General features: G+C 32.9%; 11 protein-coding genes. 8 read left to right on the top strand and 3 right to left on the bottom strand.

Annotation, left to right across the window (positions count from 1 at the left end; translation table 11 throughout):
* Positions 1-196: 196 nt before the first annotated feature.
* Positions 197-1,213 carry a PTS sugar transporter subunit IIC gene (locus tag BTJ66_RS11100; RefSeq protein ID WP_099091019.1) on the top strand — a complete coding sequence of 339 codons (1,017 nt, stop codon included), beginning with the start codon at positions 197-199 and terminating at the stop codon, positions 1,211-1,213.
* Positions 1,214-1,258: 45 nt separating this feature from the next.
* On the opposite strand, the gene BTJ66_RS11095 is transcribed toward BTJ66_RS11100, so the two are convergent.
* Positions 1,259-2,044 carry a putative hydro-lyase gene (locus BTJ66_RS11095; RefSeq protein ID WP_099091018.1) on the bottom strand — a complete coding sequence of 262 codons (786 nt, stop codon included), beginning with the start codon at positions 2,042-2,044 and terminating at the stop codon, positions 1,259-1,261.
* Positions 2,045-2,221: 177 nt separating this feature from the next.
* Between BTJ66_RS11095 and BTJ66_RS11090 the strand changes: the two genes are divergently transcribed.
* Positions 2,222-2,806, top strand: coding sequence for a DUF4064 domain-containing protein (locus tag BTJ66_RS11090; protein WP_099091017.1), 585 nt, complete (start codon positions 2,222-2,224; stop codon positions 2,804-2,806).
* Positions 2,807-2,850: 44 nt separating this feature from the next.
* Here BTJ66_RS11090 and BTJ66_RS11085 read toward each other — a convergent pair whose 3' ends face one another.
* Entirely contained in the window at positions 2,851-3,921 is a 1,071-nt protein-coding gene (locus tag BTJ66_RS11085; protein ID WP_099091016.1) for an acyltransferase family protein, read from the bottom strand.
* A gap of 343 nt (positions 3,922-4,264) precedes the next feature.
* Here BTJ66_RS11085 and pruA point away from each other — a divergent pair, with 343 nt between their 5' ends.
* Positions 4,265-5,809, top strand: a complete 1,545-nt coding sequence (pruA, locus tag BTJ66_RS11080) for an L-glutamate gamma-semialdehyde dehydrogenase (protein ID WP_099091015.1) — start codon at positions 4,265-4,267, stop codon at positions 5,807-5,809.
* Positions 5,810-5,880: 71 nt separating this feature from the next.
* Here pruA and BTJ66_RS11075 read toward each other — a convergent pair whose 3' ends face one another.
* Entirely contained in the window at positions 5,881-6,435 is a 555-nt protein-coding gene (locus tag BTJ66_RS11075) for a TetR/AcrR family transcriptional regulator (RefSeq protein ID WP_099091014.1), read from the bottom strand.
* Between the two features lie 148 nt (positions 6,436-6,583).
* On the opposite strand from BTJ66_RS11075, the gene BTJ66_RS11070 reads away from it, so the two are divergent.
* The 5 genes from BTJ66_RS11070 to BTJ66_RS11050 all read left to right on the top strand — a co-directional run bounded on the left by BTJ66_RS11070 (position 6,584) and on the right by BTJ66_RS11050 (position 15,445).
* Positions 6,584-9,100, top strand: a complete 2,517-nt coding sequence (locus tag BTJ66_RS11070) for an MMPL family transporter (RefSeq protein ID WP_099091013.1) — start codon at positions 6,584-6,586, stop codon at positions 9,098-9,100.
* Positions 9,101-9,362: 262 nt separating this feature from the next.
* Complete coding sequence (gene aryK, locus BTJ66_RS11065) at positions 9,363-11,642, top strand: transcriptional regulator AryK (RefSeq protein WP_099091012.1); 2,280 nt, start codon at positions 9,363-9,365, stop codon at positions 11,640-11,642.
* A 328-nt stretch (positions 11,643-11,970) separates the two neighbouring features.
* Complete coding sequence (locus tag BTJ66_RS11060) at positions 11,971-13,365, top strand: MFS transporter (RefSeq protein ID WP_099091011.1); 1,395 nt, start codon at positions 11,971-11,973, stop codon at positions 13,363-13,365.
* A gap of 151 nt (positions 13,366-13,516) precedes the next feature.
* Entirely contained in the window at positions 13,517-14,692 is a 1,176-nt protein-coding gene (locus tag BTJ66_RS11055) for a M20 family metallopeptidase (protein ID WP_099091010.1), read from the top strand.
* Between the two features lie 288 nt (positions 14,693-14,980).
* Entirely contained in the window at positions 14,981-15,445 is a 465-nt protein-coding gene (locus BTJ66_RS11050; protein ID WP_099091009.1) for a hypothetical protein, read from the top strand.
* Positions 15,446-15,487 lie beyond the last annotated feature (42 nt).

The raw sequence follows: 15,487 nt of genomic DNA, 5'->3' as shown, positions 1-15,487 counted from the left end.
ATATTCCGCGGAGCTTAATTAAGAAATAATAAAATTGCTCGGAATATAAAAAGAATTTATGTTAATATAAATATGAGTGAAATAGTAGGAGTAATAATTAATAAAATATTTGCACAAAACGAGCAAGCAAATGATTGAAAAAATTATTTCCGTACATATATTAGCTACTTCTAGGATAGGAAAGAGGAAATAAGAAATGGATATTTTGATTGGTACGTTATTTTTAATTGTAGTGTTAGCACTCTTTACACTCTTTACATATCGAGCGCCTATGGGTATGAGAGCCATGGGCGCTTTAGCAAACGCAGCTATTGCGACTTTTTTAGTGGAAGCATTCCACAAATATGTTGGTGGAGATTTACTAGGTATTTCATTTTTAGGAGATCTAGGTAATGCAGCAGGTGGCTTAGGCGGTGTTGCAGCAGCTGGTTTAGTATCACTTGCGATAGGTGTTTCCCCAGTATACGCATTAGTTATTGCTGCAGCGTGTGGCGGACTAGATTTAATACCTGGGTTTGTTGCTGGCTATGCTATTGGTTATTTAATGAAATATGCTGAACGTAAAGTGCCTGATGGTGTTGACCTCATAGTAGGTATTTTAATCATTGCACCATTAGCAAGATTAGTAGCAACCGGAGTTACACCATTAGTGAATAATTCATTATTAAAGATTGGAGATATTATTCAAAGCTCTACCGAGGTTAGCCCAATTATAATGGGTGTTATACTAGGAGGGGTTATAACCGTTGTAGGTACGGCACCGTTAAGTTCGATGGCTTTAACAGCCTTACTTGGCTTAACTGGTATGCCAATGGCAATAGCGGCTATGGTATCTTTTGCGTCATCATTTATTAATGGCACAATGTTCAATAAATTAAAACTAGGAGACCGTAAATCTAGAATTGCTGTATGCATCGAACCTTTATCGCAAGCAGATGTAGTATCAGCAAACCCAGTTCCCATATACACAGCTAATTTTATTGGTGGTGCATTAGCCGGTGCTGTGATTGCGTCATCGGGTATGATTAATGATGCTACAGGTACTGCAACACCGTTAGCAGGGTTTTTAGTAATGTTCGGTTTCAATAATCCGATTAAAATATTTATTTATGGCGCGATTATTGCTGTTATAGGATTAATTGTCGGTTATGTATGTTCAGTAATATTTAAAAATTATCCAATTGTTTCAAAGGAAGATATAGAAACAAGATAAAAATCACTTCGATGTTATATAAATTATGACATCGAAGCGTTTTATTTAGTTACTCAATTGATTATCAGGGACATCTGTAATAAACATTTGTCCGGGTGCATGCGTCATCATTATCTCTGGTTTGGCATCTAATGCTACAGATTGAGGTGTTACACCGCATCCCCAGAATACGGGAACTTCGTTTTCTTTTATCAATACAGGCTCACCAAAATCTGGTTTAGAAAGTTGTTTGATACCTATTTCAGCAGGATTACCAATATGTATAGGTGTTCCATGGACATTTTTAAAGTGCGTGGTAATCTCTGTGGCCTTAATTGCTTGTTCCATAGTCATTGGTCTCATACTGACGGTCATATTGCCTTTGAATTGACCACTTGGGTTCACAGGTTTATTGGTTATATACATAGGTACATTATGATTTTCTTCAATATGTCGTATAGGAATACCGGCATCTAGTAAAGCATGTTCGAATGTAAAGCTACAGCCTATTAAGAAACTAACCATGTCTTCAGTAAATAAATCATCTATGTGCGCTCGAGTTTCGGTGAATTTACCATGATGATATACGCGATAAGATGCAACTTCAGTACTGATATCGGCATTAGCGGCATAATTTATAAAAGATTTACTTCCTTTTTCGGCAACGTCTAGCAAGGGACATGTCTTAGGATTTCTAAAACAAAATAATAAAAAGTCATATGCGTATTTGGAAGGTAGGATGACTACATTAGCTTGTACATAGCCTTTTGCCATTCCGCTCGTATGACCAGTTAGTTTGCCTTGTTTAATCATTTTTCTTAAAATATTCGGTTGTGCTGCTTGTAAGTTCAAAAAATCACCCCTTATTAATGTATAATTACTATTCTAACAAAAAATGTAATTAAAGTAGGGTAGAAAAGTGTAAGGAAAACAAGGTATAGCTTACTACAAATTAGAGCTTCAATAGAAGTGCATAGGTTGTTATAAGGCAGGGTATAAATTAATACAGATGACGATAGGAGGAGACATATGAAACGGACTGCTGAAAAGATACTGATTTGGATTGGCATTATGATACAATTTGTTTTAATTTTTTTAATGGCTATTATCGCGCCATTTTTTAATGATGTGAGTGTCAAAAACGAGTTGACTGCATTATTAAATAGTAGTGATGCATATAATCAAAATGCAACACAAACAGATCCTGCGCATTTAATAGATTTAGCAAGTAATCTATTTATCGCAGCATTAATCGTCGCTATTATTGCTACAGTCATCGCCATGATTTCAGCATTGTTAGTAAATAAACTTCCGAAATTAGTTGGTATGGTAATGATCATACTCGGTATCATTACCATACTAGTACTAAATTGGATCACGGCTATACTTTGGCTAGTTGCGGGTATTTTGTTATTAGCAAGGAAAAACCATCTTACAAATAATAAAGCAATGTATCCAAAAGAAAATAATGAACATAGTCAGCGAATGCGTAATAAGATACATGGTAATGCCCAATATAACGAAACAGTACGTAACAAGAGAAATGAAGATGAAGAAGACTCGCTAGATAAGGCATCTCCACAGTTAAGCAGACAAGAACGAAATAAAAAATAAAACATAAAAACCAGCTATCACCATGATAGCTGGTTTTATAATAGTTAATCCATTTTGCCGTGTCTATAACTTTCATATACTTTGTCATATTTTATATGTCCTATACCGCCAACGATAAATTTACCATATTTAAATAAATTAACCATATAGGCTAAACAAATGGACACAGTAACTGTAATAATGAAATTAAATGCAATATTTCTAAGTGAACTATCTGCTCTTAACAAACCTAAGTCATGGACAAAGAAATAATGTGTTAGATAGATGCAAAAAGAATAGTTACTTATAAATAGTACGAATTTAGGAACATATTTAATATATGATGAAAATAAGAAAAAGACTAAAATTACCATTGTTACATAAAAAGGTATATCAAAGCGTTTTGATTCTACCCAAGTACTTATACCCAATAAATAATTTCCAATTAATAAAGCAGTTGCAATCATTGTTCCTATAATAATTGGCCATGTATATTTTTTAATATTATTCATAAACGTTTCATAATAAATGCCTGTATAAAATCCAAGTAAGAAGTAACTAATCCAACCTAAAAAGAGCATCCACCCTTCCCGTTCCCAAAAAAGACCTAAAATAGGATGATCCGATTGTGGAACATATTGACGAAATGCCCAATAAATTGTAGCAAATATAACAGCGCCAATAATAACAGGGATAGGTTTCCATTTAATAAGGTATTTAGCAAAAAGTATATGCAATATATAGAATTGAAAAATAATCACAATGAAATATGTAACTGCGCCACCATGGAACATAGTATCACCTAGATGTGTCATAAATTGATCAAATGTTTTTGATTCAAAGTAAAATATGGAAATACCAATATTAATAATTATATATGGAATACCTAAATAAATTAATTTATTTTTAAAAAAACCTGGCTTTGTTTTAACATGATAATTTTTGGCTAACAAAAATTCTGAAATGAATACAAATAAAGGCGTGCTGAACATAAGCAATAATTGAAGTACTCTAATTGCTGTGCCATGCCCTACAAAATCCATTTTACTAAAAGTAGTTGTAATAGAATGAATAAGTACAATACTTAAACAAGCTATCGTTCGCATCCAGAATATAACCGATGTATATGTTTTCATATAAAGCATACCTCACGCTTGTTTTTGTATTTTTAAATCTAATTAAATTACAAAAGTTATTGTTTTATAATTTATAATAATAACATAATGGATATAACCTAACTCGAATTTTAAATGATATATTATTAAAACTAAAAACGCAATGTATATACATTGCACAATAAAAAAATATGAATATAATATGAAATCAAGGCGATTGTTGATGGGTAGCTTCAAAGCGACTCATTTTCCAAAAAAGTTTATGTAAGCGATTGCATTTGTTGTGTAATACATATACAATGACAATAAGAATGGAAACATTCCATTTAGTTTTCTATTTACAAACTTACATGGGGGTAGAAAAATGGTAGTCAATTATCATAATGAACCAGGCATAGATTTTACAGACAGCAAAAATGTTGAATCATTTAAAGAGGCGTTAAAAAAAGTTAAAGGTGAATTAAATCAAAAAATTCCTTTAGTTATTAATGGAGAAGAGAAATTCACAAAAGATACGTATCAGTCTATCAATCCTGCAAATACAACTGAAGTGATTGCAGAAGTTTCAAAAGCAACTCAAAAAGATGTGGATGACGCATTTGATGCTGCAAATGAAGCTTATAAATCTTGGAAGAGATGGTCACACAAAGACCGTGCTGAATTTTTAATTAGAGTTGCAGCTATTATTAGACGTCGAAAAGAGGAAATTTCCGCTGTAATGGTTTATGAAGCAGGCAAACCATGGGATGAAGCGGTCGGCGATGCTGCAGAAGGTATTGACTTCATTGAATACTATGCAAGATCGATGATGGAACTTGCAGATGGTAAACCTGTATTAGATAGAGAAGGGGAACACAATCAATATTTCTACAAACCTATTGGTACAGGTGTAACAATCCCACCATGGAATTTCCCATTTGCAATCATGGCAGGTACAACATTAGCGCCTGTAGTTGCAGGGAATACTGTACTTTTAAAACCAGCAGAAGATACGCCATTAACAGCATATAAATTAATGGAAATCTTAGAAGAAGCTGGACTACCAAAAGGCGTTGTGAATTTTGTACCAGGTGATCCTAAAGAAATAGGTGATTACCTTGTCGATAGTGTGCACACACACTTTGTTACATTTACAGGTTCACGTGCTACGGGTACAAGAATATTTGAAAGAGCTGCTAAAGTTCAAGAAGGACAACAATTCTTGAAACGTGTTATCGCCGAAATGGGCGGTAAAGATGCGATTGTTGTTGATAAAGATATTGACACAGATTTAGCAGCAGAATCGATTGTATCTTCTGCATTTGGTTTCTCTGGTCAAAAATGTTCTGCATGTTCACGTGCTATCGTACACAAAGATGTTTACGATGAAGTGTTAGAAAAAGCAGTCGCATTAACTAAAAACTTAACTGTAGGCAATACAGAAAATAATACGTATATGGGACCAGTTATTAATCAAAAACAATTCGATAAAATTAAAAACTATATCGAAATTGGCAGTAAAGAAGGTAAGCTAAAACAAGGTGGCGGTACAGATGATGCTACTGGTTACTTTGTAGAGCCTACTATCATTGCAGATCTTAAATCGAGTGATCAAATTATGCAAGAAGAAATTTTTGGTCCGGTTGTAGGATTTGTTAAAGGTAAAGACTTCGAAGAATTATTAGATATTGCGAATGATACAGATTATGGTTTAACTGGTGCAGTGATTACAAATAATCGTGAAAACTGGATAGAAGCGGTTGAATCATATGATGTTGGTAACTTATATCTTAATCGTGGTTGTACATCTGCAGTTGTTGGTTATCACCCATTTGGTGGTTTCAAAATGTCAGGTACAGACGCTAAGACAGGTAGCCCAGATTATTTATTAAACTTCTTAGAACAAAAAGTCGTGTCAGAAATGTTTTAAATATAATATCAATCAATTATAAAAGCATCGTGCTGCTATTAGAGCACGATGCTTTTTGTGATTCATAGCAATTAAGCATCTTTGACCTTAATATTAACCATTTTATGGAAAATTTCATCTATTGCTTGCGGTGGCAGATCAATATGATGTTCGCGAATCCACTCCATAAAACCAAAAAGGCTAGCACCATAAATATAAAATACAACATCCATTGGCACGCCATCTTCGACTAGGATACGGTGTTCATTATCTTTGATATCATTTTGTAATACACGAATGAAGTGATTAGCGATAGTACGTTCAAACTCTTTGTCTTCGCTTTGTCTCTCTTTTACTCTATGAAGTTCTATAATACTAGTCATCGTTTTATCTAAAATGGTGAATGGATTATTAATGCGGTCTTTAATATCGATTGAAAAATAGTCTTCTGTTAATTCAGTGATTAAATATATAAGTAAGTCGTATTTATCATAGAAATGTTTGTAAAATGTTGTACGATGTATTAACGCTGCATTACATATTTGGTTGACTGTTATACTTGAGAATTCTTGTTTTTCAAGCAATGAGAAAAAATTTTGAGAAAGAGCGCGTTTTGTTTTGATTACACGAAGATCTTTTTCATTCATTCTACATTTCTCCTTATCTGTAGTTTAAACATACAGTTTTACATAATTAAATCTTTTTAAATTAGGGTAAGTACTTGTAGGATAAGAATATAAATAATCTACACAATATATTTAAACTATAACGTTGATTAATTAAGGAGGCAATAGTTTGGCAAAGTTTTTGTATAAATTAGGTTCGTTCATTGCTAAGCACAAATGGTGGAGCATCATTGCGTGGGTTATTATACTTGCTGCAATTATTATACCCCTGACAATTAGTTCGCCCAAATTTGATAATGACATCACCATGAATGGCTTACAATCGCTTGATACGAACGATAAGATTGAAGATGAATTTAATCAAGATAGTGAAAAAGCCCAGATTAGGGCTGTATTCAAAAGTGATGCGGACAACGGCATCGCAAAAGAAGATATGACTAAAGATATCAAAAATACATTAAAAGATATTAAAGATGACGATAAGGATGTTAAAGATGTAACGGATCCTTACGAGAATAAACAGATTAGTAAAGATAAAACAACTGCATTTGCAGATATTAACTATGATGTATCAGCTACTTCATTAGGACAAGATTCTAAAGACAAAGTAAAAGATGAAATAGACAAGCTTGAAGATAAACATAATGTTCAAGTTGAACTCATGGGCACGGGTATGGAGTCAACAGAAATAGGTGGCGCATCTGAATTAATTGGTATCATTGTAGCATTTGTTGTACTAATGATTACATTTGGTTCATTTATTGCTGCAGGTATGCCAATCGTTAGTGCATTACTTGGCCTAGGTTCAGGTGTCGGTATTATTTCGTTATTGACGTATGCTTTCGATATTCCAAATGTAACATTGACATTAGCTGTCATGATTGGTTTGGCAGTTGGTATAGACTATGCATTGTTTATATTATTTAGATATAGACAAATTGCTAAATCAGAGTCTAATCACATTAAAGCAATCGGTTTAGCGGTAGGTACAGCAGGTAGTGCAGTTATCTTCGCTGGTGTGACCGTTATTATTGCTGTGTGTGGTTTATCACTTGTAGGTATCGATTTCCTTGCAGTCATGGGATTTGCGTCAGCAATTAGTGTTTTAGTCGCTGTAATCAGCGCACTGACATTATTACCAGCATTAATCAGTGTGTTCCATAAACAAATTCAACCGAAAAAAACTAAATCCGAATTTGATAACGATGTAGATACAGCTTGGTCTAAATTTGTTGTTGGTAAACCATTAGCTGCAGTATTAATTGGTTTAATTATATTAGTCGTTGCAGCAATACCAATTAGTAATATGAGACTAGGTATTCCAGATGACGGTATGAAACCAGAAGATGCTACTCAACACAAAGCTTATGAAATCATTTCCGATAAATTCGGGGAAGGTTATAACGGACAAATCGCAATGCTTGTAAATGTGAAAGATCAAAAAGACAATCCACAAGCATTACAAAAAGATTTACAAGATGTAACTAAAGATATTGATAAAATGGATAATGTAGATATGGTGACACCACCACAATTAAGTGAAAATAAAGATTACGCACTTATTGCAGTCATCCCGGAAAAGGGACCAAACGCCCAATCTACAAATGACTTAGTACATGATTTAAGAGATTATAACGATGATGCTAAAGACGATTATGGTTTTAAAACAGAAGTTTCTGGCCAAAGTGTCATTAACATTGATATGTCTCAAAAATTAAATGAAGCTATTCCTTTATTTGCAGGTGTAATTGTTGCGTTAGCATTTATTCTATTAATGGTCGTATTCCGTTCCATTATTATTCCATTAAAAGCAGTATTAGGATTTGTGTTATCACTAATAGCAACACTTGGCTTTACGACTTTAATCATGCAAGAAGGTTTCATGTCAGGTCTCTTCGGTGTTGATACAACAGGTCCATTGTTGGCATTCTTACCAGTTATTGCAATTGGTTTACTCTTTGGATTAGCAATGGATTATGAGGTGTTCTTAATGTCTCGTATTCATGAAGAATATAGTAAGACAGGAAACAATGAGCACTCAATTAAAGTTGGAATTAAAGAAAGTGGTCCAGTTGTAGTAGCAGCAGCATTGATTATGTTCAGTGTGTTTATCGCTTTCGTATTCCAAGATGATGTGATGATTAAATCGATGGGTATTGCACTTGGCTTTGGTGTTCTATTTGATGCCTTTGTTGTACGCCTCTTGCTTATACCAGCGTTAACACAATTATTTGGTAAAGCGTCATGGTATATGCCAAGTTGGTTAAGCAGAATATTACCGCACGTTGATATTGAAGGGCACGCACTACAAAGTGAAATGCCAGCTCAATCACAACAACGTAATGATAAAACAAATGAAAGTTATGACCGTTCATTTAGTATTCAACAACCTAAAAAACAAGACGGCTATCGCTCAGAACATGGTATTCAATTAGATAATCAAACTCGCGCGCTATATGATGACATTGCGCAACAAACGACGCAACATGATTTCTTGTACCGCGCATTGAAAGATTATCAAGTGAAAGAAAATAACCAAAATCAACTGTCAACATCTGACAATCGCCAGTCAAGAACAGATTATTCAAATAAAGATGATGATGATATGATGTCATTATTAGCACAACAAAGTGAAAATATCAGTAAATTGAACGAATTGATTGAGAAAGCAATCAATAAAAAATAAAAGTAGTAATGACAGAAAAATGCAGTTGCAACAGATGGCTTAATTATTTATGAGTCACCATAAGCAATCAGTTTTGCTTTCGGGCGGACATGTAATATCAACATACACATGGTTGATATTATATGTACCGCTCTTTTTTGTGATTTCATTGGTTTTGATTACGCTAAAAGAAATTGATTTTGTCTAAAATCCAACAAAATGCAAAATAATATGGTATTTCGGGGTGATTTTATTTAAATTAGATTTTATTAGGGGGTGTCAAATGAACAAACTATACGATGTAGAATTTAATTTGAATACGGTAGGAGGACCTACTTTAAGTGAAGCATTACGAATTATACTTGTTCTAAAAGGCTCGATGAAAGTGAGTAAAGCAACAACGGTAAATACTTACCAAAAAGGCGATGTATTTATCATAAATCACAGAGAGCAATATCAAATATTAGATAGTTCCGATGTCATGTCTATTTCAATCTGTTTAACTGAATCCTATTTAAGGCAATATATGAATGACTATCAAGATAGAGATTTTGTATTAAACGCTAATCAATTACAGGATATTATTTATCAACATTGTGTGAATGCAATTGCTAAGATAGGAACAGTTTTTATTAGAAAAGGCGAATTTTACAAGCTGTACATTGAACAACAACTCATAGATTTAGTATTTATATTAATGCGCTATATACCAACTACGGATAAAAAAGTTTCTATGCCTTTGAAGGCAGATCAAAGATTAAATTATGTTTGTAATTATATAGAACGACACTATAATGAACAATTAAATTTAACTGAAATGGCGGATAAAGTCGCATTAAGTACAACATATCTCTCAAAACTATTTAAGCAGCAGAAAAAAATGGGATTTACGCAATATATAAATTATGTAAGATTAGAACATTGTAAAAAAGATTTGATTGATTCGGATGAAAGTATTACAAATATCGCATATAAAAATGGTTTTAGTAGTTCCAACGTATTACTGAAACATTTTAAGGCATCAACACATATAACGCCTTCAAGGTTTAGAATGAAATATCAAAATAAACGCAAAGACACACCGCGAGAGAAAACGCCTCAAGTTGCTACATATCAAATGTATTTATATTATTTGTCTCAATTTATAAATCAAAATATTGATGATATCGTACAATCACCAGATGCTCAAAAAGTATTGAATATTACATTACAAAATGCGGATAAATCAATTTCGCACTTTCAACATGTTATTCAAATTGGTTATATAGAAACATTACTTGTACATAGGAATAGAAAACAATTAATTGAAGTTAAACAATCATTGGGTGTGGACCATGTTTTAATCAAAGATCCTATTGAAGTTGGCCATATTAGATATAAAAAAATAGAGAGTGATGAACTTATTCCTAATATTCAACCATATATGGAAATTGATGAGGCAATCAATTTTTTAAAGTCACATCAAATTGGTTTTGGTTTAGAACTAGATCCGCCTAGAAGTGTGGCGAATTTTAATGATTCTTATAAAGAAATGAACTACTTTTTAGAACATATATGCAATGCATTACCGAATAGAGATGCTTTAAAATGCATTATTTATATCCATTGTATTGAAGAATCCATATTTAAAAAACTAGTTGATTTATTTGAAAAATATTTCGATTATTTGAAAGTAGTGTTGGTTGTGGATATTGACCAATTATTAGCTGTTGATGTAGTGAAACATATATTAGCGAATGAACATTATTGCATAGATCATATTGCTTTTTCTGCTAATCAAAATGATATGATAGACTTTAAATCTATGGAGAATCATCAATATGAAATGGCCAAACGTCATATATACGAACAGTATAATAAAATTGTTGAAACATTAGAACTTGAAAAAAATAAAATACCGTTTATCTTATTAAATTGGAATACGCTAACTGGAGATACACATCTTACAAATGGAGAGTATTTTAGAGCTGGTATCATTTTTGAACAGCTTATTGAGATGAATGAGTCGATTCAGATGATTGGTTATTGGTTAAACTATGAGATACATCAACGATTCCTATTGAAAAATTCAAGTTCCCAGTTAACAGGTATTGCGTTGTATCATCAATTTGATGGTAAAAGACCAGCATTTTTCACAAGTGCATTTTATAGGAAATTATTTAATAAAGTCCTTTATCAAAATGAAAATTGTATTGTGCTTGGCTCTTTCGAGCATTTCCAAATTGTAATGTGGGATGCTGAACATTATAATCCTTATTTCATTTTGAATAACCAGTATCATTATTTAAGTCATAAAGAATATCAACTCAATGTCACATCTTTAATGCCTGGTACATATAAGGTTAAGCATTTAACATTAGATAAAAATAATGGTGCATTATATACAGTATGGCAACATTACAACACCCGTCACGGTATGGATGAGGAGACGATTGCCTATGTTAATCGTATCTCTTATCCGAAAATGGAAATTAGTGAAGTTATTGTTGAAGCATCAATTACGTATCATTTGAAATTACAGACCAATGCAGTCCATATCATAGAATTTAAAAAATATAGATAATCTTAAAATTAGGAATAAAAATATCGCTTAACAAGCATTGTGCTCTGTAAGTGGTATTTTTTATTTTGTTTTATAGCTGCTATTAGCTATAAAACAAAAAGACAAAATAAACACTTCTCTTTTTGTCATTTACCGAAATAAGTAAAAAAAGAGAATGAATAAGTGATTAAAATCACAAAAATTGCATATTGAACAAAATGTATAGGGGCTACACTAGATTTGGAGAGGATAGCATTTGTAATTTATTGGAAATGTGTGGTTCAAAGTTACAATCAGGCTTATCTTCCCTAATGGTCATTAGTTAAAATTTATAGAGGAGGAAACAATAATGACACAACAGGGAAATACACAAACATACAAAGGGGACAATAAACTCATTTTAGGTATTGTACTCGGGGTTGTTACTTTCTGGTTATTTGCACAATCATTATTAAATGTAGTGCCGACATTACAACAATCTTTTAGTAGTGACATCGGTACGATTAGTATTGCGGTAAGCATCACCGCATTATTTTCTGGAATGTTTGTTGTGGGGGCCGGAAGCCTTGCAGATAAAGTCGGCAGAGTAAAGATCACCTATATTGGCTTATGGCTGAGCATTATAGGGTCATTATTAATTATTGTTAGTAATTTACCTATTTTATTAATTATCGGCAGGGTGATTCAAGGATTGTCAGCTGCGGCAATCATGCCATCAACATTGGCAATCATGAAGGCGTATTTTGAAGGTAAAGAGAGACAACGTGCATTAAGTTATTGGTCAATTGGTTCATGGGGAGGATCAGGTCTTGCATCTTTATTTGGAGGCATGGTTTCTACTTTTATAGGATGGCGTTGGATTTTTATTTTATCAATTGTCATTGCATTAATTGCAATGTTTTTAATTAAAGGAACTCCTGAAACAAAATCAGTGAATACGACGAAACAGCGTTTTGACTATAGTGGCTTAATATTGTTTGTTATCATGATGTTAAGTATCAATATTGTAATCACTCAAAGTGGTACTTTAGGTATTACATCACCTATTATATTAGGACTTATTGTGATTTTTATCTTAAGTATTATTAGTTTCTTAAAAGTTGAAAACAAAATTGGAAATCCGTTAATTGACTTTAAATTATTTAATAATAAAGCATACACGGGAGCAACACTATCTAATTTCTTATTAAATGGTGTTGCAGGTGCACTATTAGTCGCAAATACATTTGTACAACAAGGATTGGGATTTAGCGCATTCCAAACAGGCTTATTATCCATTACTTACTTAATTACAGTATTGTTGATGATTCGAGTTGGTGAAAAAATATTACAAAAGGTTGGAGCCAAAAAGCCAATGTTATTGGGTACTTTCAGTAATATGATTGGTATCATACTTATTTCTTTAACATTTTTACCTAGCATGTTTTATGTAGTTGTTTGTATCATAGGTTATTTATTATATGGATTAGGATTAGGTTTCTATGCAACACCTTCAACCGATATGGCAATTTCAAATTCACCTGAAGATAAAGTTGGGGTAGCTTCTGGAATATACAAAATGGCATCATCACTGGGAGGTGCGTTTGGTATTGCATTATCTGGTGCTTTATTTGGTGTTGTAGCAAATATGACAAACGTACAAATTGGTGCTTTAGCTGGTTTATGGTTGAACGTATTGATGGCATTATTATCATTAATCATCATTATGATTATGGTACCGACTGTGAAAAAGAGTAATAATTAAACTGGTATGCTGTACTGAAGACGATATGATTGATAAAAGGACATAAGACGTAACATAAAAAAACAACTTTGATGAACTGATATAGTAAATCATTTTATAGATAAAGGTTTATCATGTAATTAACATACTAAATTGCTTAGGGGGAACTGTTATGATGAAAAAATTAATAGATATGTTAAAAGATAAAGAAGACCGTATGATTGAAATACGTAGATACTTACATCAGCATCCAGAATTATCATTTCATGAAGAACAAACACCAAAATATATAGCAGAATTTTACAAAAATAAAGATTGTGAAGTAGCAACGAATGTTGGTCCTAATGGTGTGAAAGTGACCATTGATAGTGGAAAGCCAGGCAAAACAATTGCTATAAGAGCAGATTTTGATGCTTTACCAATACAAGAAGACACTGGTTTGTCTTTTGCATCTAAGAATGAAGGTGTTATGCATGCGTGTGGCCATGATGCGCATACAGCATATATGTTGATATTAGCGGAAACGTTGATTGAACTTAAATCAGAATTTAAAGGGAAGGTTGTAGTGATACATCAACCAGCAGAAGAAGTGCCTCCGGGTGGTGCACAAGCCATGATAAAAGATGGCGTCTTAGAAGGTGTGGATCATGTACTTGGCGTTCATGTGATGAGTCATATGAACGCGGGGAATATTTATTATCGTGAAGGTAATGTCCAAACTGGGAGAGATTTCTTTGAATTGAAAGTAAAAGGGCAAGGTGGTCATGGTTCGTCACCTCATACAGCTAATGATAGTATTGTTGCAGGGGCTTATTTTGTGAATGCAGTTCAAACAATCGTTTCCAGAAGACTGAATCCTTTTGAAACGGGTGTTGTCACAATTGGTTCGTTTGATGGGAAAGGCCAATTTAATGTTATTAAAGATAGTATTGAAATTGAGGGTGATGTGCGTGCACTGACAGACACAACCAAACATACAATCAAAAGAGAAATTAATCGTTTAGTAGAAGGTATCGAAGCAATGTTTGGTGTGACTTGTGAATTAAATTATCATGATGACTATCCTGCATTATATAATGATCCGGAGTTTACACAATTTGTAGTAGATTCTATTAAAAATGCGGATACAGATGCGGTTAAAAAAGTTGAAAGATGTGAGCCGCAACCACCTTCTGAAGATTTTGCTTATTATGCAAAAGCAATACCAAGTACATTTATTTATGCAGGGGCAGCACCAGAAGACGGAGATATTCATCCGCACCATCACCCTAAATTTAATATCAGTGAAAAATCATTGCGTGTTTCTGCAGAAGCAGTCGGACTTGTGGTATTAAGCTATCTAAAATAAATATTGTTTGAACATAATTAAAGTTTGTCGACAAAGTTTCCAACTTTGTTGACTTTTTTTATGCACGTTTTCCTAGGACACTGTCTTAAGCTTGTAGCACCCCTGAGGTTTGTCCATGTTCTGGGGGCATAAAAATGATTTGTCATACTTGAGAGAGATTTTGAACAAGGGAGTGCCCAATCGTTTTTAATATCATTTTTAACAAATAGTACCATCTACTAAAAGTTTATGAAAGTGCGATATTGTGTATATAAAGAGTGATACTAAAATGATAAAAGGATGATTAAAATGAATGGCGATAAAAAAATAAATGAACTACTTGATACTTATAAAAAACCACTCAAAAAACTTTTTAAGTATGATAAATCAAATGCATTAACTTTCGATAAAGAAAGCAGAAATAAAGTTGAAGGTCAAAAGGGTGTATTTGTTATATTTTATAATAAAAAGCCTATCTTTGTAGGACAAGCTGGCGGATATATGACAGGTTATAAATTAACACAAAAAGACCTGAATGATAAATTGGCTCAATTTAATTTAAAATCAGATGCTGGTACGGCGCGATTTAGAAGAGTGTTTGCTGAAAAAAACAACTTAGATGAAACTGAAGTGAAAGAGATTAAAGCTGAAACCTATGGTTTGAAATTTCAATTTATTAAAGTTAAAGGAAACCCAGCAATGATTAATACACTGGAAATGCTAGCATTAGAATATGCAAAATCAAATGATATAGCGCTTTATAACTTTTTATAAAAAGCGTACATTGTAATTTTGATATAGGAAGCTGTGATTGCT

Origin of the sequence: Staphylococcus edaphicus, from assembly GCF_002614725.1 — a bacterium.
Taxonomy (GTDB): domain Bacteria; phylum Bacillota; class Bacilli; order Staphylococcales; family Staphylococcaceae; genus Staphylococcus; species Staphylococcus edaphicus.
The sequence above is the reverse complement of the archived record's forward strand: the minus strand, read 5'-3'. Positions and strand labels throughout refer to the sequence as shown.

What these genes read in the sequence shown, in the direction of transcription:
- BTJ66_RS11090 (WP_099091017.1), top strand. Translation starts at nt 2,222, where the DNA reads ATGAAACGGACTGCTGAAAAGATACTGATTTGGATTGGCATTATGATA.
- BTJ66_RS11050 (WP_099091009.1), top strand. Translation starts at nt 14,981, where the DNA reads ATGAATGGCGATAAAAAAATAAATGAACTACTTGATACTTATAAAAAA.
- BTJ66_RS11075 (WP_099091014.1), bottom strand. Translation starts at nt 6,435, where the DNA reads ATGAATGAAAAAGATCTTCGTGTAATCAAAACAAAACGCGCTCTTTCT.
- BTJ66_RS11100 (WP_099091019.1), top strand. Translation starts at nt 197, where the DNA reads ATGGATATTTTGATTGGTACGTTATTTTTAATTGTAGTGTTAGCACTC.
- BTJ66_RS11055 (WP_099091010.1), top strand. Translation starts at nt 13,517, where the DNA reads ATGATGAAAAAATTAATAGATATGTTAAAAGATAAAGAAGACCGTATG.
- aryK (WP_099091012.1), top strand. Translation starts at nt 9,363, where the DNA reads ATGAACAAACTATACGATGTAGAATTTAATTTGAATACGGTAGGAGGA.
- pruA (WP_099091015.1), top strand. Translation starts at nt 4,265, where the DNA reads ATGGTAGTCAATTATCATAATGAACCAGGCATAGATTTTACAGACAGC.
- BTJ66_RS11085 (WP_099091016.1), bottom strand. Translation starts at nt 3,921, where the DNA reads ATGAAAACATATACATCGGTTATATTCTGGATGCGAACGATAGCTTGT.
- BTJ66_RS11060 (WP_099091011.1), top strand. Translation starts at nt 11,971, where the DNA reads ATGACACAACAGGGAAATACACAAACATACAAAGGGGACAATAAACTC.